The organism is Hymenobacter frigidus, from assembly GCF_014640435.1.
GTDB classification, from domain to species: Bacteria; Bacteroidota; Bacteroidia; order Cytophagales; family Hymenobacteraceae; genus Hymenobacter; species Hymenobacter frigidus.
The window spans coordinates 1-26,068 of record NZ_BMGY01000018.1 but is presented as its reverse complement, the minus strand read 5'-3'; the positions used below and the strand labels follow the sequence as shown (position 1 = coordinate 26,068).

Here is a 26,068-nt window from a genome sequence, read left to right as displayed (position 1 = left end):
TATGTTGGATAACATCAAACCCAAGGAAGCCACGGCCATTATCAACTCGCTGCTGGGCGGCGTAGTGCCCAAGTTGGGCGTGCAGCACATTACGGTGGGCCGCGCGCCCGAAATCGAGGCCTTCGTGCAGGCGCTGAGCGACGTAAAAAACGGCCACAGCATGGTCAAGTTCTGGATTGGCGACTTCGGCTCAGGCAAGTCGTTTATGCTGCATTTGCTGAATACGGTGGCCCTGAAGCAGAAATTCGTGGTGGCCAATGCCGACTTTACCCCCGATAATCGCCTCTACGCCAACGATGGTAAGGCCGTGGCCCTCTACGCGGCCATAATGGACAATATCGCCATCCAGACCAAGCCCGAGGGCGGGGCGCTGGCCACCCTGCTTGAGAAGTGGATTGAGCAGGTACTCACCAAAACCAGTGAGCAACACGGCATTGCCCTAACCGACATCCGCGACAAGAAGCACCTGCCCAAGGTGCAGGCTGCCATTATGCAGACCATTCAGGAGCTGACCGACGTGGGCGGTTTCGACTTTGGCACCGTGGTAATGAAGTACTACGAGGGCTACATCACGGACGATGACCTGCTGCGCCGCCACGCCCTGAAGTGGCTCAAGGGCGAGTACCGCACCAAAACCGAGGCCCGGCAGGACTTGGGCGTGCGCGAAATCATCAACGACCTGAATTTCTACGATATGCTCAAGAACTTCTGCCGGCTATTCGTGAGCATCGGCTACAGCGGCTTCATGATTAACCTCGACGAAGCCATCAACCTGTATAAAATTTCGACCGGGCCGATGCGGGACAAGAATTACGAAAAGATTCTGACCATTTACAACGACTGTTTTCAGGGGAAAATCAGCAACTTCTTTATCAATTTCGCCGGCACCCGCGAGGTGCTCGAAAACGAGCGGCGCGGCCTCTTCAGCTACCAGGCCCTGAAGTCGCGCCTAGAAACCAATAAATTTGAAACCAGTGACTTACGCGATTTCGCGCAGCCCGTTATTCGCCTCCTACCGCTCACTCACAACGAGGTATTCGTGCTGCTGCAAAAGCTGAAGGAGATTTTTGATTTCAATTACGGCTCCCAATTGGCCATTTCTGATGCCGACATTCACGCCTTCATGGAAGAAATGTTTAACAAGCCGGGGGCCAGCGAATTTCTGACCCCGCGCGAGGTTATCCGCGACTTTCTCAACATCCTGAGTTTGCTGCGCCAGAATCCGGGCCTGAATAAGAAAAAGCTGTTTGGCGAGATTCAAATCCACGACGAGCGCCCCAACGAGTCGGCCGTGGATGCCTTGGTGGACGGGATTGACGTGCTGTAACGCGGATTTTTAGTTCGCGAGTACCCGCTAATTCCACGCCGCGAACTGGCCGCAGTTCAGCGCACAGCACGTAGCCGCGAACCGCCGGTAAGGTGAGTCTGTGGCGCACGACATTCGCAATAGTACATCGGTTACCACCTCATTATTCGCGGACTCGCAAAGTCCGCGCTACATCCCACATGGCCTTCGACCTGCTCTCTGAGCCTATCCGGCGCTACATCCGCGACCGGCGCTGGGAGGCGCTGCGGCCCATTCAGGCGGCGGCCATTGAGCACATTACAGGTTCGGATGATAATTTTATCCTGGCCTCGCGCACGGCTTCGGGCAAGACGGAAGCGGCCTTTTTGCCCATTTTGTCGAAGGTTGATTTTGGGCGGCTGGGCGTGGCCGTACTCTACGTGTCGCCACTCATTGCCCTGATTAACGACCAGTTTCAGCGCATCGAGCAGCTGTGCCAGTACCTCGACGTGCCCGTGACCAAGTGGCACGGCGAGGCCAGCCGGGGCCAGAAGCAACGGCTGTTGCGACAGCCGGCCGGCATCGTGCTCATCACGCCGGAATCGCTGGAAGCCATGTTCACCAATGCGCCCTACCACGTCAAAACCTTGTTCGCGGGGCTGCAATACGTGGTAATTGATGAGATTCACGCCTTTCTGGGTACCGACCGGGGGCTGCACTTGCAGGCCTTGCTGGCCCGGCTAGCGGCTGTGAACCGGGCGCGGTTTGCGGTGGTGGGGCTGTCGGCCACCATCGGCGACTACGCCGAGGCCAAGCGCTTCACCGGCGAGCCGGAACGCACGAAGGTGCTGCTCGACCGCACTGCCCAGGAAATGCGGACGCAGTTCCGCTATTTCGCCCCCGAAAAAGGAGCCAGCGACCTGCCGCTCGACCTGCTCAAGGACCTCTACAAGCAAACCAGCACCAGCAAGGCCCTTATTTTTCCGAACAGTCGGGGCCTGGCCGAATTCATCGCCGTGAAGCTGCGCCAGATTGCCGACCGCGTGCAGGGCCACGCCAACTACTTTTCGCACCATTCGTCGGTCGATAAGGAAGTGCGCGAGTACGTGGAGTATTTTGCTAAAAACAACCAGCGCCTACCCTTTTGCATCGCCTGCACCTCAACCCTAGAGTTGGGTATTGACATTGGCTCGGTCGATAAGGTGGTGCAAATCGATACGGCCCAGTCCATTACCTCGCTCATTCAGCGGGTGGGGCGCAGCGGGCGGCGCGACGGCGAACCCAGCCAGCTGCTGCTTTACGCCACCCACCCGTGGAGCCTGTTGCAGTCGCTGGCCTGCTGGCTGCTCTACCAGGAAGGCTTCGTGGAGCCGCTGCGGCAGGCCCGCCAGCCCCACGATTTGCTGCTGCACCAGGCGCTGGCCATCACCAAGGAGCTATCGGGCGTGGGCCGGGCCGAGCTGGTTCGGCGGCTGCGGGCCAACCCGGTGTTTGCCGAAATTATTCCCGCCGATATTAATGCAATGCTGAACGAACTGCTGGCCCGCGACTGGCTCGAAGCCCTGGGGCCGGAGCTAATTGTGGGGGTTGAGGGCGAATTTGTGGTCAATGGCCGCGACTTCTACAGTATGTTTCGCAGCGAGCCGGCCCTCAAAGTATTCTACGCGGGCAAAACCGTGGGCGAAATTCCCTATTCGCCCCAGGTGCAGGAGCAGGAAAACCTGCTCCTGGCCGCCCGCACCTGGAAAATAAAGGAAGTGGACTTCGCGGCCAAGCGCATCGAAGTAGTGCCGGCCAACGATGGCAAGAAACCCCTTTTCTTCGGCGGCGGCGGCACGGTGCACCCGCGCATCCGCGAAAAAATGCTGCACCTGCTCGCTTCCGACAGCCAGCACTCCGAGCTGGATGCCGCCAGCCAGGAGGCCCTGCGCGTGCTGCGGCGCACATTTGCCGGGTTTGGCCTGCCCGCCGTGCCCACGCACGAGCGCCCGGTGCTGGCCAAAAGCGGCGGCGAGGTAAAGCTCTACACCTTCGCCGGCACCCGCGTCAACCGCGGCCTGGCCCTGCTGCTCGAAGCCGCCGAAGTAGCGTTCAGTACCGATGAGCGCGAAAGCAGCTTCACGCTGGCCGTGGCCCCGGCCCTGCTGCCGGCCCTGTTCGCGCAGCTGCGCCTGTTTGCCGATGACATCGATTTTCACATCGCCCAGGCCCTAGCCGCCACGCCCGGCCTCATCGACTTCGCCAAGTGGGGCGCGGCCCTGCCCCGACCGCTGCAAGTAGCCGTGCTGAAGGAGCGGTATTATGATGTGGCGGGCACCCAGAATTTCCTGCGCGATACCCGCCTGTGCTCAGCTATTCCGGCGGCAGCCGAGTGAGCGGGCGGCGCACCTTTGAAACGGGCTTACGGTTGCCCTACCGAAGTTCCAAGCCTGGCGGGACGGTGCCGCCGCCAAACCACCAGGCCACCTACCCCGCCCACAAACACGCAGATGGCGAACCACAACAGGAAGTTGTACGTGTCGACGAACGCGCGGTACCCGGCCGTGTAGGCGAACAGCACGGCCCCCACCACTTCCCAGAGCCGGCTTTGGTAGAGTGCCGACGTGGCTTCGGGGACGGCCGGCAGGTTGATGACCACGCGCAGGCGGTTCCAGTCCCAGGCCAGCAGCAACAGGCCCGCCAGCAGCAGCGAACGTTTCAGGGCCTGACGGGTCATGGCAGGCAATGCTATTTCGCGGTGCTCAGCCCGCGCACCGCCGCCCCGGAAAACGTCACCGTCGCGCTGTCCGAAAACTGCTGACGCAGATGCGGGATGGCCGTGGCCAGGTCCAGCCGCCCCTGGTGGCCGATGGTCAAATCGGCGGCCTGAATGCGGTTGTCTGGGCCAATTTGCAGCTCCGGACCGCTGCCGGGGCGGGTGCCGGCCACGGCCCGCAGCCAGCCCAGCGTGTTGCCCTCCAGCCGGATTTGGCTGCTCCGGTGCTGGCGCAGCGTCAGGCTATCCTGCCGGAAACCCTGCACCAGCACCGTGCCACCGGTTTGGAGCTGGTCGAGCGGCGGCCGGCCGGCCACGGTGTAAGTGCCCTCGGTGGTGAGATTAGCGAGGCGCGGGCAGGAAATGACTACCGCGTCCTGGCGGCCCAGGTACTGCGGCTCCTGGGGGTAGTTCAGCGTGACGAGCAGCTGCCGGCCGCGCTGGGTCACGCGCACGAAATCGGCCGCTTTCTTATTCACCCGCACGGCAAAGGGGCCAGCCACGATTTTCACATCCAACCCACTGGCCGATGGCACGGTCACGGCCTCAAAGTCACGCAGGGCCAGCGTGGTGTAGTTGTGCAGCGGGTCTTTGTAGGTGCCCTGACGAAATTCGTGGCGCAGGGCCATGTTGTAGGCCGTGAGCGAGCCGAACAAGAGCAGCAACGTGGCGACGAAGATTTTACTACTGGTTTTCATACTATTTAGCTTGCAGAAATAGGTTGGGTCTGGTTGAATTCTTCGTAGCGGCGCTGCACTTCGGGCAGGCCAATGCCGAGCAGCCGCATGGTGGCAAATACGTCGGGCAGCTCCTGGGTCAGGAACCGCTCGCGGCGCTGGGCCAGCACCTGCTCGGCGGCGGCCGGGGCCACAAAAAAGCCGATGCCGCGCTTGTTATACAGCACCTCCTGGCTTTGCAGCAGCTCGTAGGTCCGCATCACCGTGTTGGGGTTCACTTGCAGGTCGGCCGCCAGTTCGCGCACCGACGGAATCTTGAAATCGGGCGGCCACTTGCCGCGCAAAATCAGCTCGCTCACGTACCCGGCAATTTGCAGGTAGATGGCTTCGTTGTTTTTAAAATCCATGCGTAAATCGGTTTAAATCTGCTTTTCGGTGAGGCGGGCGTAGGCCCCGGCCCAACCCAGGAGCATCAGGCCCACGGGCACCAGCACGAGCCAGGCACCCTGCCCCGGCGGCAGGTCCAGCGACTCAATGGCCTTGCCTTCGCGCAGCACCAGCCCCGAAAACGGCAGTACCGACTCGACCTTGCGGCCCACCAGCGCTTGCACCACCTGAAAATTCAGCACCAGCACCACCACCAGCCCCAGCAGTACCCCAAATGCCGTGCGGATAAATTGCTGTTTGGTGAAGTAAATACTGCCCCACAAAAACACCGCGTTCAGCACCGCATAGGCCATTAGGCCCGTGTACAGCTTCTCCTGACCGGAAAACAGCGGCACCAAATCGGGCTTCGGACCGGCCCAGTCGTCGAGCTGCAGCACCAGCGCATCCATCAGGTAAAAACAGCCGGTGTACACGACCACGAAAATCGGCAACGCGTAGAGCCAGGCCACCAGGTATTTTTCCCAGTGCGAAGCTGGCAGCAGCAGTGCCGACGTGGCCTGCCGCGGCGGTCCAAACGGGGCCAGCACCGTGCTGGTAAAAAACGCCCCCGAACTCAGCAGCCCCATAATGAACACAATGGCCTGCGCCGATGCGCTCATGGCCTGCGTGTTCAAATACGCCACGTAGCCCAGCACCAACCCGATGCCGCCCAGCAGCACCGCCGTAGCCAGCAGGTAGCCCCGCAAATGCTCGGCCGTGTGCTTCCGAAACAAGCGCCCGAAACGCACGAAATTAAAGGACTGACTCATGAGCGGGCTGGTTTTGGGTGAGGTAATGGGCCAGAGCGGGCGCTTCGCTCACCAGGGCATTGAACAATAATTCCAAATCGACGCGCTCCGGCACGCCGCCGTGGTTGGGCCGGATAACCTGCGCCCCCAGCGCCGTGCGCTCGGCATATAGCGCCGTATCGTCGGCTTCCGGCACGCTGCCAAAGCGCAGGCGCTCGCCCAGCTCGCCGAGGTCGGCGTTCAGCACGATGCGCTGGCCGTGCAGCACCAGCACAGTATCAATCAGGCTTTCGAGGTCGCGCACCTGGTGGGTCGAGATGATAACACAACGCTCGTCGCTGAGGGCCGAGGCCACAATTTTGCGGAACTGCACCTTCGACGGAATGTCGAGGCCGTTGGTCGGCTCATCCATCACCAGCAGGCTGGTATTGGCGGCCAGCGCGAAGGCAATCACGAATTTCTTCTGCTGCCCAAACGACAGCGCCGAAAGCACCGCGTGGGCCGGTACTTCAAACTCGCTCAAGTAGCGGGCCAGCGCCTCGTGGTCGAACTTGGGGTAGAAGCCTGCCGTGTGCTCCACAAACCGAGCCGCCGTCACGGTGGGCACGTCCACTTCCTCGGGCAGAAAAAATAAGTCGGCCAGCACCGAGGGCAGCCGCCGCGCCGCCGGCTGCCCCAGCACCTCGCAACTGCCCGCCACCGGAAACGCTAGTCCCACAATGTTCTTGAGCAGCGTAGACTTGCCCGCGCCATTCTTGCCCAACAGGCCGTAGATGCGCCCGCGCTCCAGCGTCAGGCTCAGGTCTTGAAAGAGCGGCACCCGCTTGGAGTACCCAAAATACAGGTTTCGGATGCGAACCATTTGCTCGTTGTTTTAGTGTACTAATGTTCTAGTACACCACAAACGTACGACTAGTTTTTGACTTTGTGAGCAGGAGGAAGAAGTTATTTTTCGGGCACGAAAAAAGCCGCTGGTGAAGCGGCTTTCGCATTTGGCTGAATAGCTGCCCTAGAAAGTCAAGAAGTCTGTCATCCTGAGCGCAGCGAAGGACCTTATCACAACTGAACGGTCTCGTTCAAGCGTGTTGTAGCCGTGATAAGGTCCTTCGCTGCGCTCAGGATGACAAACGCTCAAAAAAATTGACTTTCTAAACAGCTTTAGAGGCGCAGGACGGTACTACGAACCAAGGTCGGCGCAGCCAATCCCATTCCAGCGTTGGCCTACAGTGACTCAAATGCCGGCCGATGCCGGCCGATACCCACGCTACTACCGCTACCCGAACAGTGGCCCGACCCCCGGCTTGGGAATCCGATAGGTCTTCAGAAACATTTTCAGGGCCGCCGGGTCGTGCCCGAAAGCCAGCACCTCAGCTTCCAGCGACCTTATTTTCAGGTTAATCAGTTGGAATTGACTCTGATAGTCGTACTCCATCGCGGCGGGCGTAGAGGTGAAGAAATACGGCTTGCCCGTGAAGCCCGACCAATCCATCTGTTCCTGGTAAAGAGCTTCGTCGAGTTCGCGAGCCTGCTCCTTCAGCAGCTTGTTGTAGTAGCGGAGCTGGTCTTCGGCCAGGTTTTCGAGGTGGCTCTGGTCAATGCGCTGCAATTCGAGCTGAAGGCGCAGCAGGGTCAACAGCTCGTTGGCCTGGTAGGCGGTGGTGACCTGCTTCAGCAGTTCGGTTTTGCGGAGTTTTTCGGCTTCGTCGGGTTCGCGGTCGGGGTGCAGGGCCTTCACCAAATCCATGTAGAGCGCGCGCACCGATTTGGTAATATTCTTCTCTTCGGCCTGCTTCTGGTCTTCGGCGGCCTGCTGTTTGGGACTTTTCTTGCGCTTGGCGCGGCGCTCGGTGGCCTGGGCTTCTTCCTGCGCTTGGCGGTCCTGCTGCTGGGCCATCTGCTGAGCCACGTAGGCCTGAAACTTGGCTTGGGTGCTCACGTCGACCGCCGGGTCGAAATCGATGCCAAACCGCTCACTGAACAGCGCCTTCATGGCTTCGGAAATCTCCCTGTCGGCCTCGGCCTCCTCCTGGGCCGTGAGCGGCGGCGCATGCTTATCCATGATGGGTTGCAGCTCGGGGTGGCCGCGTTCGAGCAGGTCGTAGCAGGCGCTGCCAATCATATCCACGATTTTATGGCGCTCACCCTTCGTGAGCTTGTAGTGGTCGTGGGCGTGGTCGAGCTGGCGCACGAGGTCGGCGCGGGCGGCATTGTGGCGGGCTTGCAGGGGGCGGTACTCGTTCTGCACCCGCTGGCGCATGAGAGTGGCCGCCGCGCGGTAGGCCGTCACGTCTTTTTCGGCCTGAGCAATGCGCTTGGTGAGGCGGTTAAATTCCCTTTGAGCCTTGGAAAGCGCCGAATTACCGGCACCAAGGGCTTTGATGTGAACGAGCTGCGACTTGAGCGCAACGGCTTTCTTAGCCATAAAAGAAGCTTTAAATGTAGCTGGCGTAATCTACGACCCGTTTTTATTCTAGCTCTGACACGAGCTATATTTCTGAGGTTGGTACTAGCAGTATCTGTCCGGCACACAAAACTACCACTAGGCTTTGCTTGCACTGGCCAGTGCTGCTCAAGCGCCATCATGACTACCGCTGGCCGTCGTTTAGCGCGCAGCGCGTAACGGCCGGCCAACCAATGGCACGAGTCTCCAGACTCTCGTAGCTGCTCCGGTTCGCGAGTTTGGAACCCTTCGCTGGCGCAAGTTTAGCGGAGCGTAACTCGTGACAAACCCTTCGGGCGAGGCTGCGCCTCGCAACAGAACAATGGCCGGGTACCGCTGGCGGCGCGACTGCCAACTTGCCGCGCTGAGGCAGTGGAGTTACAAACTCCACCTCATGGCCCGGCACGAGTTACGGCTTTGCCTAAACTCGCGCCAGCAAAGGGCAGAAAGTAGATTACCTATTTTTCTTCCATTCTTCAAGCCCAATTGCATCTTTTCGAATCAGCTTCATCCACCTGTTCCCGTACTTATCAGACAAGTACTTAAATACCTGACTATTATAAGCAACCATGCACACATTTTCAGCAGGTGAGCAGCCATATTCATAATAATGAACTTGAAATTTTTGCTCAAATTGAAAATCGGAAGGCACCATCACCGTTGGAGCAATACTGCCGAATAGGCACAAAAAAGGCAGTTTATTAGCAATGTCTTTTTCGGCTAACTGCACTGCTACTTCACACCGTCCATTATTCAGTGTAGCGAAAATCAATTTGGATGGTCCGGAATTACCGATTTGTGCATCCGTAAGCGTAACTGCCTGTCCAAATGCTCCGGCAGAAAGAAACCCGAATGCAACTGTAATGATGGGGTTTTTGCGTTTCATCTTTAAAACAAATCTGACGTGCGTGTTTACTACACCTGAATAACGCCCACGTTATACGCCTTCTCAATCGGCGCATGGTTGGCCGCCGAAATCCCTTCCGAGAGCACCTTACGGGTTTCCAGCGGGTCAATCACGGCATCGACCCAGAGGCGTGCCGCGGCGTAGTAGGGCGATAACTGCTCCTCGTAGCGGGCTTTGATGCGGTCGAGCAGCTCCTTCTCCGCTTCGGGGGTGATGACTTCGCCTTTGGCTTTGAGGGAGGCTACCTGGATTTGCAGCAGGGTATTGGCGGCGGCGGCCCCGCTCATCACGGCCAGTTGGGCGGTGGGCCAGGCCACAATGAGGCGTGGGTCGTAGGCCTTGCCGCACATGGCGTAGTTGCCGGCCCCGTAGCTGTTGCCCACGATAACCGTGAACTTGGGCACCACCGAATTGGCCATGGCGTTCACCATCTTGGCGCCGTCCTTGATGATGCCGCCCTGCTCGGAGGCCGAACCCACCATGAAGCCCGACACGTCGTGCAGAAACACCAGCGGGATGCGCTTCTGGTTGCAGTTCATGATGAAGCGGGCGGCCTTGTCGGCCGAGTCGGAGTAGATGACGCCGCCCATCTGCATGCCGGTTTTCTTGCTCTTCACGATTTTGCGCTGGTTGGCCACGATGCCCACCGCCCAGCCATCAATGCGGGCCAGCCCGCAGATAAGCGTCTGGCCGTACAGGTCTTTGTAGGGCTCAAACTCGGAGTTATCGACCAAGCGATTGATGATTTCCATCATATCGTAGGGCTTCACCCGGTCTGAAGGTAGCGTGCCATACAGCTCCTGCTCGTCCAGCTTGGGCTTGGCGGGAGTGGCGCGGCTGAAGCCGGCCGTGGCGTGCCCGCCCATCTTGTCGAAGATATTGCGGATGTGGGTCAGGCACTCCTCATCGGTATCGAATTTGTAGTCCGTCACGCCCGAAATTTCGGAGTGCATGCTCGCACCGCCCAGCGCCTCGTTGTCGATGGTTTCGCCGATGGCGGATTTCACCAGGTAGGAGCCGGCCAGGAACACCGAGCCGGTGCCGTTCACAATCATGGCCTCGTCGCTCATGATGGGCAAATACGCGCCACCAGCCACGCAGGGGCCCATGATGGCCGAAATCTGGACGATGCCCATGCTGCTCATCACCGCGTTGTTGCGGAAAATGCGACCGAAATGCTCCTTATCGGGAAAAATCTCATCCTGCATGGGCAGGTACACGCCGGCCGAGTCCACGAGGTAGATAATTGGCAGCTTGTTTTCGATGCTGATTTCCTGGGCGCGCAGGTTCTTTTTGGCGGTAATGGGGAACCACGCGCCGGCCTTCACGGTGGCGTCGTTGGCCACCACCACGCATTGCCGGCCGGCCACGTAGCCGATGACCACCACCACGCCGCCGCCGGGGCAACCGCCCTCTTCCTTGTACATCCCTTCACCCGCAAAAGCCCCGATTTCGACCTGGGCCGCACCCTTATCCAGCAGGTAGGCTATCCGCTCGCGGGCGGTGAGCTTGCCCTTGGCTTTGTGGGCGGCAATGCGCTTTTCACCCCCGCCGAGGGCTACCTTCTTGAATTTCTGGCTGAGATTGAAGCTAAGTTGCTTGAGTTGGTCTTCGTTGCGGTTGAACTCGACGTTCATAAAAAACGGGGTGGGATTTTAGAAGAATAGGCACAAAAAAATCCGCCCGGAGGCGGATTTCAAAGGTACGGTGTAGGAACGCGCCTTAGCGTGTTCTCCGGTTGCGTTGCGCAGGCACGTTCAATTGTTAGTGCCACGCGCCGAACACACCTTGGCGCGTTTCTACTTTACTGTTGTTTTTACCTCAGTGTCGGTTTTGGTGCCGTTGGGCTTAGTGGTAGTGGTCTCAACTTCCGTTTTGGTTTTGTCGGTCTTGCCGCCGCCGAACACCGAAAAGTGCACGTAGCGCTTGGGGTTGGCCTTGAAGTCTACCAGCAGGTCGTTGGAGCTGGCCGTGGTGGCGGTGAGGTTGTTGTAGAGCGTCGAGTCGTTGAGCAGCTTGCCCATCGAACTGTTTTTGTCGTTCAGAGCGCGGTTCAGGCTGGCCACGGTGCTCTGGGCCTCGGCCATGGTGGCGTTGAGGCGGCGCAGGGCTGGGCCCACAGGGGCATCCTTGAGCGAATCAGACAGCTGCGAGAAGTTTACGGCGATGCGGTCAAGCTTAGTAGTGGTCTTGTTTAGGGCCGAACTCATCTGGACCAGGTTGCTGGTAATCTGGTTGATGTTGCGCTGATTCGATTCAATGAGGCGCTGCAAGGCCTCGGTGCTGTTGCGGGCGCTAAGCAGAGTACCCTGGATGTTGGTTTGGGCATCTTTGTTGATAATGCTATTCACGTGCCGCAACGTCGAGTCGAGACTGGAAAGCACGGGCAGGGCGCGGGCCTGTAGCGCCGTGGCTAGGCCAGCGATGCCCGTGTCCGACTGCGTCCGTAATTCCTCACCGCCCTTAAAAATCTTGCCGTTTCGGCCCAGGGTCAGCGAGATGGTCTTGGACCCCAGTAACGTACCCCCGAGGCTGGCCAACGTAGAGTCGCCCAGCACGACGCCTTCCTGCATTTCCAGGGCCACCCGCACCACGTTGCCTTTGTCGGGCTGCAACTCCAGGTTTTTCACCTGGCCCACTTTAATGCCGTTGAGAATTACCGGCGCGCCCACGTTCAAGCCTTCTACGTTGGGATAAGTTGCGTAGTACGTGCTGGCACTGGAGAACAAATTGCTACCTCGCAAGAAGTTGAAGCCGATAACGAGCGCGGCAATGGCTACAATGGCGAGCAGCCCGACTTTTATTTCTTTAGACACGGGAAGATGGATAAGTGAATGGGTGGATGAGTGTAGGAGTGAACAAGGCGTTTGAGTAAACAGTGCAAATGACGGTTTCAGCCGAAGCTACTCACTCAACTGCTTATACACCGGCCGAAGCTAGCCACCTTCCAGCTCGCGCTTGTATTCGCGGAAGGCCCGGTAGATGGCTGCGGCCATATACGATTGATTGGCTTTCTCGTTGAGGTACCGCTCCTCGGCGGGGTTGGTGAGAAAGCCCGACTCGATGAGCACCGCCGGCATGGTCGACTTCCAAAGCACCAGGAAGCCGGCTTGTTTCACGCCGCGGCTGGGGCGATTGACGGTGGTGCGCAGCTGCCTGTCCACGCGCTGGGCGAAGCGCAGGCTATTGGTGATGTAGGCCGACTGGAACAGCGAGAACAGAATGTGGCTTTGGGGCGAGCGCGGGTCGAAGCCATCGTAGCGCTTCTGATAGTCTTTTTCCTGCAGAATAACCGCGTTTTCGCGCTGGGCCACGCCCAGGTTGGCGTCGGTTTTGTGCAGGCCCATGGTCCAGACTTCGGTACCGTGGCTTTGGCTGGGGCCGGCGTTGCAATGAATGGAGATGAACAGGTCGGCGTGGTTGCGATTGGCGATGGCGGCCCGCTCGTCGAGTTCGATAAAGACGTTGGTTTTACGGGTGTAAATCACCTTCACGTCGGGCAGGTTTTCCTGAATTTGCTTGCCCAGGGCCAAAATCAGGGCCAGGGCCACGTCGGCCTCGCGGGCCGAAGCCCCGGCGCAGCCCCGGTCCTTGCCGCCGTGGCCGGCATCGAGCACCACGGTGCGCAGGCGGTAGCGGTAGGGCAATTCCGGAACCGTAACGGCCGGGGCCGCCAGGGCCGAATCGGGGGCGATGCGCGTGGAATCAGCCGGGGTTTGGGCCTCGGCTTTCCATTCGCCACTTCCGGCGCCCAGCAGCAAAAGGGCGGCGCTGGCCCAGGTCACAATAATCCGCACGATGTTCGTTGAAGGGGCGGTAGCGACTTGCTACCTTTGTAATGAGCTGTAACTAGCCCCAAAAGTAAACGATTTAACTGCTATACTACTTTGTCTGTTTGCTTTGGCCATTGTTTTGAGGCCCGATGCCACCGGGCGGCACCGGCGTGGGGCGGCCTCAGTCAGCTAGTTCTACTCGTGCTATTGCTGCTCATCGGCCCGGGTTCGGCCTGGGGCCAGGTTGCACCTAAGCGCCGCGCCGGCAGTGCCCCCACCCCACCCGTGCGGATGATTTCGCCCGACCCGCGCGACCCGCAAGGGCCGCCGCCCCCCGGCGTGCGCAACACCGGCCAGTCGCGCATTCCCGGCGCATCGCACAAAGCCGTGCCCGGCGACCCGCTGGCTCCCGGCTCCGGCACTTCCCCCACCGACACCACCAATTTAGTGAATGGCGTGAGCCGCGCCGGCGACTCGCTCCAGCTGGCCGCCCGGCGCAGGGGCCAGATTGAAACCACCATCAACTACACCGCCAAGGACTCCATCCAGTTTGATGTGACGAACAAGGTGGCCCGGCTCTACAACGGGGCCAGCGTGGTGTATGGCGACACCGACCTCAAGGCGGCCCTCATCACCGTGAACTACGGCACCAACACCATGCAGGCCGAGGGCAAGCTGGACAGCGTGAAAAACCGGCTGATGGGCCGGCCCGTGCTTAAGGATAAAGGCGGCCTGTACACGGCCGGCAGCATCGCCTACAATTTCAAGAGCAAGAAGGCCAAGGTGACCGAGGCCGTGACCACGCAGGGCGAGGGCTTCGTGAGCGCCGCTACCATCAAGCGCCTGCCCAATGGCGACATCAACGGCCTGATGGGGCGCTACACCACCTGCAACCTGGAGCATCCGCACTTCTACATTCAGGCCAAGAAGATGAAGATGATTCCGGGCGACAAAGTCGTGACCGGGCCGTTCAACCTCGTGATTGGCGACGTGCCCACGCCACTGGGCTTCCTGTTTGGCTTCTTCCCCACGCCGAATAAGAACCGGGGCTCGGGCGTGCTGATTCCAACCTTCGGGCAGGCCGCCGACCGCGGCTATTTCCTTACCAACGGCGGCTACTACTTCGCCCCGAACGACTACATCGGCGTGCGCCTCACCGGCGACATCTACGCCGGCAACGCCCAGACGTTCGGCGGCTTTGGGGCCACGGCCGATATATCGTATTTGAAGCGCTACACCTACCAGGGCAATTTCAACCTGCGCTTCTCGAACCGGCCCCTGCAGCCCCTTGTGCAGCGCGACAACCAGGGCCTGGGCATTGGCTACATCAAGCCGCCCGCTGCCAATTCATTCTGGATTACCTGGAGCCACAACCCCGTGGCCAAGCCCGGCGGCGGGCGCTTCACGGCCAGCGTGCAGGCCGGCACCAGCAGCTTCAACCGGGTCAACAGCCTCGATGCCCGGCGCTACCTCACTACGCAGTACAACTCCAGCGTGGGCTACTCCAAGCAGATTCGCAACTCGCCCGTGAACTACGACGTGCGCCTGGCCCAAAGCCAGGGCACCGAGGGCACGATGAGTTTCACCCTGCCCAGCCTGACCATGGGCATCGCCCGGCAGTACCCCTACCAGTGGTTCGGCATCAAGCCCGGCGGCAAGCTGAAGGAGTTTTATGAGCAGCTCACGGTGAGCTACACCGGCACGGCCAGCAACCAGCTGACAAACATCGTGACGCCCCGCACCCTGACCAACGGCCTGCCCCTACTAGGCGGCACCACCGAGAATAGCCAGATTCCCATCAGCTTTTCCAACCTTGGCAACTTGCTGAAAAACTCCCGCAACAGTGCCGAGCACACGCTCAACATCGGCCTGGGCTCTTATTCCCTGGCCAAGTATTTCAAGCTTACGCCCTCCGTTACCTACGGCGAGGTGTGGTACAGCCAGCGGCTTAGCTACAGTTACCAACCCGTGGCGCAGGCCATTCGCATTGATACTACCTATGGTTTCAACCGCGTGAACCGTTACTCAGGCGGCCTCAGCCTGAACACCGCATTCTACGGCACGGTGGTGCGCAAGGGCGTGCGCAAGGTTCAGGCCCTGCGCCACAAGGTGACGCCCAGCCTGAACTACAACGTGGCTCCCAATTTGACCAATCGCACAAGTGTATTTGAAGACCCCAAGAAGGTGCTGCCCGGCTCGTTTACCAACCTTGGGGACCTCACCAAGCTACCCTTCAATACGTTTGACCGCTACAATGGCTTCCTGACTACTGCCCCCGGCGGAGGCGCGCAAAGCCAGCTGTCGTTCACGCTGCAAAATGCGCTGGAGATGAAGGTGCGCGACCCCAACGACACCACCGGCCTGAACCCCTTCAAAAAGGTCGATTTGTTCCGCAACTTGGACTTTTCCTTCGGCTACGACTTCCTTCGACCCGCCTTCAAGCTGTCGCCGTTGCGCGTGGCTTTCAGTACTGCCATCTCCAAGAAGCTGACCCTGAATAGTAACGCTGACTTTGACCCCTATCAGCGCGACAGCCGCGGCGTGCCCATCGACAAATACCTGTTTGAAGCCAACCCACGCCGCCTGCTCCGCCTCACCACCGCCAACCTGCAGGCCAACTACGCCTTCAATCCCGCCACCGGCCAGCGCAAAAGCGTGGTGAAGCGCGCCGTGGCCCCCAGCAACGACCCTACCCTGGGCACCGTGGGCACCGCCAATTTCTACGCCGACTACGTAGACTTTGACATTCCGTGGGAGCTGAACCTGAGCTATTCGGCCACTTACAGCACCATTCCCATTCCGTTGCGGCGCACCGACCCCAGCCCGCGCCTGTTCTCGGCCCATACCATCAGCGGCACGGGCTCGGTGAAGCTTACCGAAAACCTGCGCTTCAGCTACAACCTGAACTACGACATCGCCAGCCAGACACTGGTTTACCCCAACCTGGCCTTCACCCGCGACCTGCACTGCTGGCAAATCACGGGCATATGGGTGCCCATCGGGCCGCTCAAGGGCTACAACTTCACCATCGCGGCCAAAAGCAGCCTGCTGCAAGACCTCAAGCTCAACCGCAACCGCACCCCGCAAAACCAGTAACGTCCGGCTCCGTCGGCCTGGTTCTCATCAGCCTCTGCGCTTCGGCCAGGGGCTTTTTGGTGGGCAACGGTGCCGGATAACGAAATTGTTACCAGCTTTGCCCCGCCAAACGGCCCCTCACCCTACAAACGCTGCTCCCGCACACCCACCATGTCTCAGCATAAGGAAGTCAAACTTGTTACCACCCACCAAATGCTGGCCATGAAGGAGCGGGGGGAAAAAATTTCCATGCTCACGGCCTACGATTTTTCGATGGCCCAGATTCTGGACGGGGCCGGCATCGACGTATTACTCGTCGGCGACTCGGCCTCCAACGTCATGGCCGGCCATGAAACCACCTTGCCCATCACCCTCGACCAGATGATATACCACGCTCAGAGCGTGGTGCGCGCCGTGAAGCGGGCCTTCGTGGTGGTGGACATGCCGTTTGGCTCCTACCAGGGCAATTCGTCGGTGGCGCTGCAATCGGCCATTCGCATTATGAAGGAGTCGGGCGGCCACGGCGTCAAGCTCGAAGGCGGCGCGGAGGTGAAGGACAGCATCATTCGCATTCTCACGGCCGGCATCCCCGTCATGGGCCACCTCGGCCTCACGCCGCAGTCCATCTACAAGTTCGGCACCTACAGCGTGCGCGCCAAGGAAGAAGCCGAAGCCCAGAAGCTCCTCGAAGACGCCCGCCTGCTCCAGGAAATCGGCTGCTTCGGCCTGGTACTCGAAAAAATCCCCGCTTCTCTCGCCAAGCAGGTAGCCGAGGAATTGACCATTCCCGTCATCGGCATTGGAGCCGGGCCCGACGTGGACGGTCAGGTGCTGGTGGTACACGACCTGCTCGGCATTACCAAGGAGTTCAAACCGCGCTTCCTGCGCCGCTACGCCGAGCTGCACGACATCATGACCGAAGCCGTGCAGCACTACGTAGCTGATGTAAAAAGCCGCGAATTCCCCAACAAAGAGGAAGGTTACTAACAACGTTTGTCATCCTGAGCTTGCGAAGGACCTTATCACGTTGCAACGACTCGTTCGGCCGTGATAAGGTCCTTCAGCTTTGCTTGATTCGCAAAATGCTCAGGATGACAGGCGTTCCCACTTCCGCGCCCCTTCGTATCTTCGCCTTACTAAAAAGCAAGAGCGGAGCGCCCAGTGAGTGTGGTCTGACGACGTGCAGTAGCCCCCGAGGGGCCCTGGCCCGCTCCTGCGACTACCCAAAATCCCGCCCGCCGTTTGAATCGTCCCAATATCTGGTCCGAAGGCAGAGAAATTCTGTTTGAGGACAACCATCTTCTCGTCATTAATAAGCCCGCCGGCCTACTCGTGCAGGGCGATGCCACCGGCGACGAACCCCTCTCCAAAAAAGCCGCCGAGTACCTGCGCTTCAAGTATAAGAAGCCCGGCGAGGCCTTTGTGGGCGTGTGCCACCGCATCGACCGCCCCGTGTCGGGCATCGTGGTGCTGGCCAAAACCAGCAAAGCCCTGAGCCGCCTGAACGAAATGTTCCGCGACTCGCTGATGACCAAAACCTATTGGGCCCTCACCGGCCGGCCGCCCGTGCCCGAAAGCGGCACTTTGGTGCACTGGCTGGTGAAAGACACCGTGCGCAACGTTACCAAAGCCTACCCCGAAAAGCACTCCCAAGGCCTGCGCTCCGAGCTCAACTACGAGCTGCTGGGCATGGCCGGCAACCGCTACCTGCTGCAGGTGAACCCCATCACGGGCCGGCCGCACCAGATTCGGACCCAGTTGGCCACGGGCCTCGGCACTCCAATTGTGGGAGATGTGAAATACGGCTTCATCGCGCCGCTGCCCGACGTGAGCATTGCCCTGCACGCCCGCCAGCTGCAATTGCAGCACCCCGTCACAAAGGAGATGATGACGTTCGTGGCTCCCCTGCCCGACGCGCCGCACTGGGACGCCGCCCGGGCCTACTACCAGTAAGTAGCGCGGACTTTTAGTGCACGGTTTGCCACTTCGGCCTACTGGCTTTATCGCGGGCCAAAAGCCCGGGCTACGTGCAAGATTTTGGCCTTCTCAGACCGAAATACCGCCTCGCTACGTGCTGGCCGTAATTTTGCGTTATCGCTGCTGAACCTTAGCCCAGGCTTTTTGCTTGTGCGGTCAGCTTCCCATTACAGCTCCTATGGCCATTCTCATATTTTTCGTTGCCCATTACTACTTGTCCCTGTTCACGCAGACATTTTACCTGCACCGCTACGCGGCGCACAAGATGTTTACGATGAATAAATTCTGGGAGCGGTTCTTCTTCGCTTTCACCTACATCTGCCAGGGCAGCAGCTTCCTCTCGCCCCGGGCCTACGCGCTGCTGCACCGCATGCACCACGCTTACTCCGATACTGCGCTGGACCCGCACTCGCCGCACTTCTCGAACAATGCGTTCGACATGATGTGGAAAACCAAGGTGATTTACAACGACGTGGTGAAGGATGTGCACGAAGGAGCCAAACGCTTCGAAGGCGACATTCCGGAGTGGAAGTGGCTCGACAAGTTTGGTGGCACGGTGTACTCCCGCTTGGGCTGGGGCACGGTTTACGTGCTATTCTACATCAACTTCGCCACGGCGTGGTGGCAGTACCTGCTGCTGCCCATTCACTTCCTGATGGGTCCTATTCACGGCGCTATCGTGAACTGGGGCGGCCACAAATACGGCTACCAGAACTTTGATAACAACGACAAATCGCGCAACACGCTAGCCCTCGATTTCCTGGCCTTTGGCGAGTTGTTCCAGAACAACCACCACAAGCTGCCCATGCGCGTCAACTTCGGCGTGAAGTGGTGGGAGCTCGACCCTACTTATTCGGTCATCTGGACGCTGGACAAAGTAGGCGTAATTAAGCTGAAAAGGAAAGTGGCCAAGCGGGTATCCATACCGGCTTAAACCAAACTCCTGGATAAGACAAAAAAGCGCTGGCTGCATTGCCAGCGCTTTTTTGTTTTCTGGCTAGCTAATTCCCTGACTAAACGTTACCTTTGCACTCCAAATTTTTGGATATTTCATCAGACGGACGAGTTCCGTCGCACCAAACCCCAACGGTTTATGGCAGTTAAAATCCGCCTCGCCCGTCGTGGCCGCAAGAAGGCCGCGACTTACGACATCGTAGTAGCTGACGCCCGCGCTCCCCGCGATGGCCGTTTCATCGAGAAACTCGGCACCTACAACCCCAACACCAACCCCGCCACTATCAACTACGACGCCGACCGTGCGTTTTACTGGATGATGACCGGTGCTCAGCCCACCGACACCGTTCGGGCCATGCTCAGCTACCGCGGCGTGCTCTACCGTCGTCACCTGCAATTGGGTGTCGACAAGGGTGCCATCACCCAGGACGTAGCCGACCAGCGCTTCACCGCCTGGAAAGACGAGAAGGACGCCAAAATCGAAGGCAAGCGCACTGGCTTGGTAGATGCTAAAGCGGAGGTTCGCACCGCTGCTATGGCCGCCGAAACCAAGGTGAAAGAAGCTCGTGCCGAAGCACAGCGTCAGAAAGCTGCCGCTTTGCTGGCTGCCAACACGCCCGCTCCTGCTGCCGCCGAGGAAGCTACCGAGGCTCCGGCCGAAGAAGCGACGACCGAAGCTGCTGCCGAGTAGTTTTTAGGTTTCTGAAAACCGAAAGAGTTTGGGAGTTGTGAGCCGGACCGGCTGGCAACCCCCAAACTCTTTTTCGTTAACCCCTCTCCCCCGCCATGACCATCGACGAAACCTATCAGCTCGGCTACCTCATCAAAACCCACGGCCTGCGCGGCCACCTAGTGGCGCACTTTGACGTGGACGACGTTGCCGCCTACCAAAAGCTCAAAACGGTGTACCTCACCCTGGCCGGTGCACCCACCAAGCTGGTAGCCCACGAAGTAGAGAAAGTGCAGCCCCAGGCCGGCAACAAAGTATTGCTGAAGCTGCGCGGCATCGACCGCATTGAGGACGCCGAGCCCCTGCGCGGCTCCCAGCTCCACCTGCCCCTCGACGCCCTGCCCGAGCTGGACGACGACCAGTTCTACTTCCACGACGTTATCGGCTTCACCGTGGTCGATGAAAACCTGGGCCCCCTGGGCACCGTGGAGAACTTCTACGAGCTACCCCAGCAGGACATGCTGGCCATGCGCTATCAAGGCCAGGAAGTGCTGATTCCGGTAGTGAACGAGCTGGTGAGCCACGCCGACCAAGCGAAAAAGGAGATTTACGTCAACCTGCCCGAAGGCCTGCTCGATATTTACCTCAAGCCCACCACCCGCCAGCAGGACGAGGCCGACGAAGAATAAGTAGCGTGGGCTCTGCGAGTCCGCGCTTAAATGAATCATGCGCGGACTCGCAAAGTCCCCGCTACCCATCATCATGCGAATCGACATCCTCACTTGCCTGCCCGAGTTGCTCGTCAGCCCCTTTGCCCATTCCATCGTGAAGCGGGCGCAGGAAAAAGGCCTGGCCGAAATCCACGTGCACGACCTGCGCCAGCATGCCATCAACAAGCACGGCCAGATTGACGACTACGTGTTTGGGGGCGGGGCCGGCATGGTGCTGCGCGTGGAGCCTATCGCGGCCTGGATGGACGAGCTGCAGGCCCAACGCTCCTACGACGCCGTTATCTACCTTACGCCGGACGGCGAAACCCTGCGCCAGCCGCTGGCCAACCGGCTGTCGCTGTTGGGCAACATCATCATGCTCTGCGGCCATTACAAGGGCATTGATGAGCGAATTCGGCAGACCTATATCACCCACGAAATCAGCGTGGGCGACTACGTGCTGAGCGGTGGCGAGTTGGGAGCCGCCATCCTGGTTGATGCCGTGGTGCGGCTGCTCCCCGGCGTACTGGGCAACGAAGAATCGGCGCTGTCCGACTCTTTTCAGGACGACTTGCTGGCCCCGCCCGTGTACACCCGCCCGGCAGAGTGGCGCGGACAGGTCGTGCCGGAAATCCTGCTCTCGGGCAATACCCCCAAAATTGAAGAGTGGCGACACGACCAAGCCCTGGCCCGAACACTGGCCCGCCGGCCCGATTTACTCTCGTAAAACACGCTTCCGCTTGTTCTGACCCTGAATTCGCAGCAAATCAGGGCGCAAGCGGAAGCTTGTTCTGAAAACCACTTGCTAACCTCACCGGAAAGCGCTATCTTTGCGCTCCGTTTCGTAAAATAACAATCCCGACGGCGGCGCCGTCTTTCGCAATTTTCTCAGCCATGAGCGTACTACTTGACTTTATCCAGGCCGAATCGCATGAGCGCCGCGCCAGCTTCCCCCAGTTCGCCGCTGGCGACACCGTGAACGTGCACGTGAAAATCCGCGAGGGCAACAAGGAGCGTATCCAGCAGTTCCAGGGCGTGGTACTGCAGCGTCGTAATCCGAACTCCAACGGCGAAACTTTCACGGTTCGCAAGATTTCTAACCAAATCGGCACTGAGCGTATCTTCCCCCTGCTGTCGCCTAACATCGAGAAAATCGAGGTTGTGCGTCGCGGTAAAGTACGTCGTGCCCGTCTGTTCTACCTCCGCGGTCTGTCGGGCAAAGCTTCCCGTATCAAGGAGCGTCGCCTGAACCCGGTAGCCAAGAACAAGGCCAAGACTACCGTAGCATAAGGATTGCCGCAGCCGAAAGGCTGCTGTGCATAGCAAAAGAGCCGGTCCCACATGTGGGACTGGCTCTTTTTGGTTACGGGGCCGGGCGAATCCGGCCCATGCATTCCTAAAACCTAGTTGTGCGACGACATATCCTGCGGTACAGTGCCATCGGGCGTGGCCGTGCCGCCTTTCATCTGCTGTGCTACGGCGCTGAGCACCTCGCCCAGCTTGGCTACGCGCGGTGCGGTGTTGCCTTCGGCGAAATTAGCGGCCTGGGTGGTGTTGGTACCCAAGCGGGCCAACAGGGGGGCGATAATGTCTACATCGAGCGTGCCGCTGCCAAAGTGCGCTTTTAGGGCCTGCATGTCGACCACGAGTTGGTGAAAGGCGGGGTTGCTGGCAGCTTTCAGGTCTTCAATCCAGCGCTGAAAATGGTTGTCGAGGCCGGCACGGTCGGCTTCCTGCGTGAGGTCGCCGGCGAGGAGGTGAATGGCGCTATCTAAGTGGACTTGGTTTTGAACTTCGGTCTTTTCCATGGGGAAGGGTATTGAGGTACGCGGCAGAAAGAGTGCCGCTGCTTTTCTCAACGTAGTTCCGGCCCGTGGGGTTGGGCCAATTGCCCAAACAAAAAGCCCTGCCGATACCGACAGGGCTCTTGGCCACCAACGAAAAGTGTGCCGTTGGGCTAATTATTCAATCTTGTTCATTCGCTCCTTCACTGATTCGAGGGAGATGCGCATGTTGACGATGTCGCCCCGCGAAGATTCTTGCTCTTTCAGGTTCAGGTCGATAAGGTTGTTGAGCTGCTGCAGTTCGGCGGCGTTGCCGGCCAGCTGCTGCTGAATTTCAGTTTTGCGGAGCTTGTTCTTATCAATGTCCTTCTTGATGCTGTTCTGCTTCTCGATAACAGCCGCATTGTTGTTCTGCGAAGCAATCAGCGCACGCTCGGCTTCGGAAATCTGCGACACCAAGTCTTCGCGATACATCATGCGGGCGAAGTCCTTCAGGTACTTCTCGGCCGACTTCCACTGTACGGGCGTGGCGTCTTTGCCCAGGTAAGCACTGCCCAGGTCAATGCTCCACCACACGGCAGTGCCGGTGGGCGAGGCGTCTACCTTGCTGATGACCCGAATAGGGTTAGGTGCAATTTCTTCGATAATCACGCCGTCCATCGTCAGGATGCCCTTAGTGTTCTTCACCTTGCTGCCAAACTTCTCGCTCAGCTGCTTGAGCCAGGCCGCTTCTACCCGACGGTTATCAAGCTGCATGCTGACGCGCTGACCTTTGCGGGGAATATTATTAATAGTCATATCTGCCTCATCCACAGGGGATTTTTGGGCATAACCGCCTAGCGTAGCCAGGCATACAAGGAGTAGGATGAGTAGGCTTCGTTTCATGGTAAATAGTAGCTTGTTAGAGCTTTAAAAATGGTCGGTCGAAAGGTCGTTGGCGATAGTACCGTTATCCGGCTTTTCAAATTTAGGCCCTTTATTCGATGCAACTCACGTAAAGCATTGGTTTTTTTAAGATATTGGTTTTTTTATTGATTAAATCATACTTATGCTTTGCAAATTATAGCATAGTGACCGATTAAAGAAAATCTTAGCGTTGCTTCCCACGCGTCCGCAACAAAGCTTACCTAGTGGGGGTTGTAGGCGCCTATGCAAGTCACTATCTGCCGCAACGAGCATTTCAACGCTGCCCACCGCCTTCACAATTCTGCTTGGAGCGACGAGCAGAACCAACGGGTATTTGGCAAGTGCAACAACCCCAACTACCACGGGCACAACTACAACCTAACCGTACGCCTGACCGGCACCGTTGACCCCGAGACGGGCTACGTGTACGATACCAAGCGCCTAAGCGACCTCATCAAGCGTGAAGTGCTGACCCGTTACGACCACCAAAACCTCAACCTGGATACGGAAGAATTCCGGACCCTCAACCCCACGGCCGAAAACATCGCCGTTGTAATTTGGCAGCGCCTCCGCCAGCACCTGGCGGCAGACCTGGCCCTGTCGGTCACGCTCTATGAGACGGACCGTAACTTTGTAGAATACCATGGATAACCCTTCCGGGCCGGCCCCGGCACCCGACGCGTACCTGCCCGCGGGCCTGCGCACCCCACTTCGCGACGATGCCTTTGCGCACGACGACGAAGCCAAGATTACAGCCATCAGTGGCCATTTTGAGGCCATCATGCGCGAGCTTGGCCTCGACCTGACCGACGACAGCCTGGCGGGCACCCCGCGCCGGGTAGCCAAAATGTACGTGCAGGAATGGTTCAAGGGCCTCGACCCGAAAAACCGACCGGAAGTGCGGATGTTTGACAACCGCTACGACTACCACCAGCTGCTGGTGGAGCGAGACATTACGCTGTTTTCGTGCTGCGAGCACCACTTTGTGCCCATTATTGGCAAGGCGCACGTGGCGTACCTACCGGGCAGCCACGTGGTGGGCTTGAGCAAGCTCAATCGGGTAGTGCAGCACTACGCCCGCCGCCCGCAGGTGCAGGAGCGCCTCACGCGCCAAATTACCGAGGAGCTAAAGCAAAGCCTGGGTACTGACAACGTGGCCGTCCTCATCGAAGCCGACCATCTGTGCGTCATGAGCCGCGGCGTGAATGATACCAGCAGCTCGACCCTAACGAGTGAATACAGCGGCCGCTTTGCCACCGACGAAGCCCTGCGGCGGGAGTTTCTGCGGCAAATAGGGAAGTAGTAGCGGCCCGTGATTAGTGGTTAATGGTTAACGTTGCTGGTTGATACCACTAACTGGCGGCCTGTTGAAAGCTACAAACCACTGACTGTTAACCATTAAGCGTTAAAAATGAAGGTTCTCATCACGGGCGGTACCGGCCTTATTGGTACCCGACTGGCTGAAATGCTAATTGACAGCGGCTACGAAGTGGCTTTGCTGAGCCGGGAACCTGCCAAGAGCAGCCATTTCCAGGGCTTCCGCTGGGACCCGCGAACGGGCACGATTGACGAAGCGGCCGTGCCCTACGCCGACTACATCGTGAGCCTGGCCGGAGCCAGCGTGGCCGATGGCAAGTGGACCAATGAGCGCAAGCGCGACATTATGACCAGTCGCTTGGGCGGTCTAGCCCTGCTCACTCGCGAGCTAGCCAAGCCCGGCCACCACGTGCGGGCCGTTATTTCGGCCTCGGCGGTGGGCATTTACGGCGATGCCGGCGACCGGCTGGTGACCGAAGAAACGCCCCCGGCCCTGCCCACCCACGACTTTCTGGCCGACGTATCGCAGCAGTGGGAACTGGCGGCCGCGCCCATCGCGGCGCTGGGCATCCGCACGGTCATTCCGCGCATTGGCGTGGTACTGAGCACGGCGGGCGGGGCCCTGCCCCAGATTGCCCGGCCCGTGAAGCTGGGCGCGGGCGCGGCCTTGGGCAGCGGCAAGCAGTATATGTCCTGGATTCACCTCGATGACTTGTGCCGCTTGTTCATCGCCATGTTGGAAAACCCGGCCTGGCAGGGCACCTATAACGCCGTGGCCCCCCACCCCGCCACCAACCAGGCCTTCACCGAAGTGCTGGCCGAAGTGCTGCACCGACCCCTGATTTTGCCCAAGGTGCCGGCATTTGGCCTGAAGCTGGCCATGGGCGAGATGAGCGACATCGTGCTGGCCTCGCAGAACGTGAGCGCGGCCAAGGTGCTAGCGCAGGGCTTCGCGTTTGAGTACCCGGTGCTGCGCGGGGCGTTGGAGGCGCTGTATGCGGGGGCATAACTTAATTCTTTTCGATTCAAAACCAAGGTCTAGCCACAGTTAAACGGTGTCCTTCCCAAGCGACCTTCTCAATTTTGGTTTTGATACTATGAAGTCGAATGACCTGGAGCAGAGCTTAACTAAGGTTACTAAGTGCCAAGCCACTATCTTTTAGCTAATAGCTATTAGCTTTTGTTCTCGTAACCAAGTGATTACACCGGCTTCATTGTTCGTTTAATTAGGGCTTGGCACTTATTGAAAGCGGACAAATTGTTCTAACCATTGCTGGAGAGGCTACTTGTCATATTGCCATCGATGACTTAAAGTTGGTAGGCGAATACACCACTGCGGATGCAGACTAAACACATTTAGCATTGGGCGTAAATTTGGGCCTTTGCCCGCATGTCGCTGCTCACTCATTTAGCCCAGGTGCCGGACTACCGGCGGCCGGGCGGCAACTTTCGTCATCCATTGCTTTCTATTTTAGTTATCAGTGTGTTGGCCGTGCTCAGCGGGGCCGATGACGTGGAAGAAATGGCCGTTTTCGGCCAGCAAAAACAGGCCGTGCTGGCCCGCCACCTGGACCTGCCCAACGGCGTACCCACGGCTGAGACGTTCCGGCGCGTGTTCGAGCACCTGGACGCGGCGGCTTTCAACGCCGCTTTTCTGAGCTGG

Annotated in this window: 26 protein-coding genes; 14 read left to right on the top strand and 12 right to left on the bottom strand. The window is 59.1% G+C overall.

The window, feature by feature from the left end:
• Position 1: 1 nt before the first annotated feature.
• Both IEW17_RS11085 and IEW17_RS11080 read left to right on the top strand, forming a co-directional pair.
• The gene (locus IEW17_RS11085; protein ID WP_188562110.1) at positions 2–1,327 is read left to right on the top strand and encodes an ATP-binding protein; all 1,326 of its coding nucleotides are present in this window, start codon (positions 2–4) and stop codon (positions 1,325–1,327) included.
• 179 nt (positions 1,328–1,506) lie between these two features.
• A complete protein-coding gene (locus IEW17_RS11080) occupies positions 1,507–3,660 on the top strand; it encodes a DEAD/DEAH box helicase (protein ID WP_188562109.1) in 2,154 nt (717 codons plus the stop codon).
• A 26-nt stretch (positions 3,661–3,686) separates the two neighbouring features.
• Here the strand turns inward: IEW17_RS11080 and IEW17_RS11075 are convergent, their stop codons facing one another.
• The 10 genes from IEW17_RS11075 to IEW17_RS11030 all read right to left on the bottom strand — a co-directional run bounded on the left by IEW17_RS11075 (position 3,687) and on the right by IEW17_RS11030 (position 13,036).
• The gene (locus tag IEW17_RS11075) at positions 3,687–4,001 is read right to left on the bottom strand and encodes a hypothetical protein (RefSeq protein ID WP_188562108.1); all 315 of its coding nucleotides are present in this window, start codon (positions 3,999–4,001) and stop codon (positions 3,687–3,689) included.
• An 11-nt stretch (positions 4,002–4,012) separates the two neighbouring features.
• Positions 4,013–4,738 (bottom strand): hypothetical protein, encoded by a 726-nt coding sequence (locus IEW17_RS11070; RefSeq protein ID WP_188562107.1) that lies wholly within the window; start codon positions 4,736–4,738, stop codon positions 4,013–4,015.
• A 5-nt stretch (positions 4,739–4,743) separates the two neighbouring features.
• Positions 4,744–5,124: a GntR family transcriptional regulator gene (locus IEW17_RS11065; protein ID WP_188562106.1), complete on the bottom strand. Its 381-nt coding sequence runs from the start codon at positions 5,122–5,124 to the stop codon at positions 4,744–4,746.
• 12 nt (positions 5,125–5,136) lie between these two features.
• Positions 5,137–5,913, bottom strand: coding sequence for a hypothetical protein (locus IEW17_RS11060; protein ID WP_188562105.1), 777 nt, complete (start codon positions 5,911–5,913; stop codon positions 5,137–5,139).
• On the bottom strand, positions 5,897–6,754 hold the full coding sequence (locus tag IEW17_RS11055; RefSeq protein ID WP_188562104.1) for an ABC transporter ATP-binding protein: 858 nt from the start codon (positions 6,752–6,754) through the stop codon (positions 5,897–5,899). The genes IEW17_RS11060 and IEW17_RS11055 overlap by 17 nt, the downstream gene beginning before the upstream one ends.
• A gap of 411 nt (positions 6,755–7,165) precedes the next feature.
• Positions 7,166–8,314: a hypothetical protein gene (locus IEW17_RS11050; RefSeq protein ID WP_188562103.1), complete on the bottom strand. Its 1,149-nt coding sequence runs from the start codon at positions 8,312–8,314 to the stop codon at positions 7,166–7,168.
• Between the two features lie 472 nt (positions 8,315–8,786).
• A complete protein-coding gene (locus IEW17_RS11045) occupies positions 8,787–9,218 on the bottom strand; it encodes an FEKKY domain-containing protein (RefSeq protein WP_188562102.1) in 432 nt (143 codons plus the stop codon).
• 29 nt (positions 9,219–9,247) lie between these two features.
• A complete protein-coding gene (locus IEW17_RS11040) occupies positions 9,248–10,876 on the bottom strand; it encodes an acyl-CoA carboxylase subunit beta (protein ID WP_188562101.1) in 1,629 nt (542 codons plus the stop codon).
• A gap of 162 nt (positions 10,877–11,038) precedes the next feature.
• Positions 11,039–12,055 carry an MlaD family protein gene (locus IEW17_RS11035; protein WP_188562100.1) on the bottom strand — a complete coding sequence of 339 codons (1,017 nt, stop codon included), beginning with the start codon at positions 12,053–12,055 and terminating at the stop codon, positions 11,039–11,041.
• 120 nt (positions 12,056–12,175) lie between these two features.
• Positions 12,176–13,036: an N-acetylmuramoyl-L-alanine amidase family protein gene (locus IEW17_RS11030; RefSeq protein WP_308420613.1), complete on the bottom strand. Its 861-nt coding sequence runs from the start codon at positions 13,034–13,036 to the stop codon at positions 12,176–12,178.
• A gap of 177 nt (positions 13,037–13,213) precedes the next feature.
• On the opposite strand from IEW17_RS11030, the gene IEW17_RS11025 reads away from it, so the two are divergent.
• The 8 genes from IEW17_RS11025 to rplS all read left to right on the top strand — a co-directional run bounded on the left by IEW17_RS11025 (position 13,214) and on the right by rplS (position 21,688).
• Positions 13,214–16,108, top strand: coding sequence for a putative LPS assembly protein LptD (locus IEW17_RS11025; RefSeq protein ID WP_188562099.1), 2,895 nt, complete (start codon positions 13,214–13,216; stop codon positions 16,106–16,108).
• A gap of 150 nt (positions 16,109–16,258) precedes the next feature.
• Positions 16,259–17,074: a 3-methyl-2-oxobutanoate hydroxymethyltransferase gene (gene panB, locus IEW17_RS11020; protein ID WP_188562098.1), complete on the top strand. Its 816-nt coding sequence runs from the start codon at positions 16,259–16,261 to the stop codon at positions 17,072–17,074.
• 255 nt (positions 17,075–17,329) lie between these two features.
• Positions 17,330–18,040: an RluA family pseudouridine synthase gene (locus IEW17_RS11015; RefSeq protein WP_188562097.1), complete on the top strand. Its 711-nt coding sequence runs from the start codon at positions 17,330–17,332 to the stop codon at positions 18,038–18,040.
• A gap of 202 nt (positions 18,041–18,242) precedes the next feature.
• Positions 18,243–18,998 (top strand): acyl-CoA desaturase, encoded by a 756-nt coding sequence (locus tag IEW17_RS11010; protein ID WP_188562096.1) that lies wholly within the window; start codon positions 18,243–18,245, stop codon positions 18,996–18,998.
• A 159-nt stretch (positions 18,999–19,157) separates the two neighbouring features.
• Entirely contained in the window at positions 19,158–19,709 is a 552-nt protein-coding gene (locus tag IEW17_RS11005; RefSeq protein WP_188562095.1) for a 30S ribosomal protein S16, read from the top strand.
• A gap of 95 nt (positions 19,710–19,804) precedes the next feature.
• Positions 19,805–20,377, top strand: a complete 573-nt coding sequence (rimM, locus tag IEW17_RS11000; RefSeq protein WP_188562094.1) for a ribosome maturation factor RimM — start codon at positions 19,805–19,807, stop codon at positions 20,375–20,377.
• Between the two features lie 73 nt (positions 20,378–20,450).
• On the top strand, positions 20,451–21,125 hold the full coding sequence (gene trmD / locus IEW17_RS10995) for a tRNA (guanosine(37)-N1)-methyltransferase TrmD (RefSeq protein ID WP_188562093.1): 675 nt from the start codon (positions 20,451–20,453) through the stop codon (positions 21,123–21,125).
• 167 nt (positions 21,126–21,292) lie between these two features.
• Positions 21,293–21,688 (top strand): 50S ribosomal protein L19, encoded by a 396-nt coding sequence (gene rplS / locus IEW17_RS10990; protein WP_188562092.1) that lies wholly within the window; start codon positions 21,293–21,295, stop codon positions 21,686–21,688.
• A 113-nt stretch (positions 21,689–21,801) separates the two neighbouring features.
• On the opposite strand, the gene IEW17_RS10985 is transcribed toward rplS, so the two are convergent.
• Complete coding sequence (locus IEW17_RS10985; RefSeq protein ID WP_188562091.1) at positions 21,802–22,206, bottom strand: hypothetical protein; 405 nt, start codon at positions 22,204–22,206, stop codon at positions 21,802–21,804.
• A 153-nt stretch (positions 22,207–22,359) separates the two neighbouring features.
• Positions 22,360–23,067, bottom strand: a complete 708-nt coding sequence (locus IEW17_RS10980) for a hypothetical protein (protein ID WP_188562090.1) — start codon at positions 23,065–23,067, stop codon at positions 22,360–22,362.
• Positions 23,068–23,331: 264 nt separating this feature from the next.
• Here IEW17_RS10980 and IEW17_RS10975 point away from each other — a divergent pair, with 264 nt between their 5' ends.
• The 4 genes from IEW17_RS10975 to IEW17_RS10960 all read left to right on the top strand — a co-directional run.
• Entirely contained in the window at positions 23,332–23,739 is a 408-nt protein-coding gene (locus IEW17_RS10975; RefSeq protein WP_188562089.1) for a 6-pyruvoyl trahydropterin synthase family protein, read from the top strand.
• Positions 23,732–24,391: a GTP cyclohydrolase I FolE gene (folE, locus tag IEW17_RS10970; RefSeq protein ID WP_188562088.1), complete on the top strand. Its 660-nt coding sequence runs from the start codon at positions 23,732–23,734 to the stop codon at positions 24,389–24,391. The genes IEW17_RS10975 and folE overlap by 8 nt, the downstream gene beginning before the upstream one ends.
• 108 nt (positions 24,392–24,499) lie before the next feature.
• On the top strand, positions 24,500–25,414 hold the full coding sequence (locus IEW17_RS10965; RefSeq protein ID WP_188562087.1) for a TIGR01777 family oxidoreductase: 915 nt from the start codon (positions 24,500–24,502) through the stop codon (positions 25,412–25,414).
• A 381-nt stretch (positions 25,415–25,795) separates the two neighbouring features.
• Positions 25,796–26,068, top strand: a 273-nt coding sequence (locus IEW17_RS10960; RefSeq protein WP_188562086.1) for a transposase family protein, incomplete at its 3' end; no start/stop codon positions are given.

Bases quoted from the DNA above. Each gene is read 5' to 3' on its own strand.
- IEW17_RS11085 (WP_188562110.1), top strand. From the start codon at position 2: ATGTTGGATAACATCAAACCCAAGGAAGCCACGGCCATTATCAACTCG.
- IEW17_RS11080 (WP_188562109.1), top strand. From the start codon at position 1,507: ATGGCCTTCGACCTGCTCTCTGAGCCTATCCGGCGCTACATCCGCGAC.
- IEW17_RS11075 (WP_188562108.1), bottom strand. From the start codon at position 4,001: ATGACCCGTCAGGCCCTGAAACGTTCGCTGCTGCTGGCGGGCCTGTTG.
- IEW17_RS11070 (WP_188562107.1), bottom strand. From the start codon at position 4,738: ATGAAAACCAGTAGTAAAATCTTCGTCGCCACGTTGCTGCTCTTGTTC.
- IEW17_RS11065 (WP_188562106.1), bottom strand. From the start codon at position 5,124: ATGGATTTTAAAAACAACGAAGCCATCTACCTGCAAATTGCCGGGTAC.
- IEW17_RS11060 (WP_188562105.1), bottom strand. From the start codon at position 5,913: ATGAGTCAGTCCTTTAATTTCGTGCGTTTCGGGCGCTTGTTTCGGAAG.
- IEW17_RS11055 (WP_188562104.1), bottom strand. From the start codon at position 6,754: ATGGTTCGCATCCGAAACCTGTATTTTGGGTACTCCAAGCGGGTGCCG.
- IEW17_RS11050 (WP_188562103.1), bottom strand. From the start codon at position 8,314: ATGGCTAAGAAAGCCGTTGCGCTCAAGTCGCAGCTCGTTCACATCAAA.
- IEW17_RS11045 (WP_188562102.1), bottom strand. From the start codon at position 9,218: ATGAAACGCAAAAACCCCATCATTACAGTTGCATTCGGGTTTCTTTCT.
- IEW17_RS11040 (WP_188562101.1), bottom strand. From the start codon at position 10,876: ATGAACGTCGAGTTCAACCGCAACGAAGACCAACTCAAGCAACTTAGC.
- panB (WP_188562098.1), top strand. From the start codon at position 16,259: ATGTCTCAGCATAAGGAAGTCAAACTTGTTACCACCCACCAAATGCTG.
- IEW17_RS11010 (WP_188562096.1), top strand. From the start codon at position 18,243: ATGGCCATTCTCATATTTTTCGTTGCCCATTACTACTTGTCCCTGTTC.
- IEW17_RS11005 (WP_188562095.1), top strand. From the start codon at position 19,158: ATGGCAGTTAAAATCCGCCTCGCCCGTCGTGGCCGCAAGAAGGCCGCG.
- rimM (WP_188562094.1), top strand. From the start codon at position 19,805: ATGACCATCGACGAAACCTATCAGCTCGGCTACCTCATCAAAACCCAC.
- trmD (WP_188562093.1), top strand. From the start codon at position 20,451: ATGCGAATCGACATCCTCACTTGCCTGCCCGAGTTGCTCGTCAGCCCC.
- rplS (WP_188562092.1), top strand. From the start codon at position 21,293: ATGAGCGTACTACTTGACTTTATCCAGGCCGAATCGCATGAGCGCCGC.
- IEW17_RS10985 (WP_188562091.1), bottom strand. From the start codon at position 22,206: ATGGAAAAGACCGAAGTTCAAAACCAAGTCCACTTAGATAGCGCCATT.
- IEW17_RS10980 (WP_188562090.1), bottom strand. From the start codon at position 23,067: ATGAAACGAAGCCTACTCATCCTACTCCTTGTATGCCTGGCTACGCTA.
- IEW17_RS10975 (WP_188562089.1), top strand. From the start codon at position 23,332: ATGCAAGTCACTATCTGCCGCAACGAGCATTTCAACGCTGCCCACCGC.
- folE (WP_188562088.1), top strand. From the start codon at position 23,732: ATGGATAACCCTTCCGGGCCGGCCCCGGCACCCGACGCGTACCTGCCC.
- IEW17_RS10965 (WP_188562087.1), top strand. From the start codon at position 24,500: ATGAAGGTTCTCATCACGGGCGGTACCGGCCTTATTGGTACCCGACTG.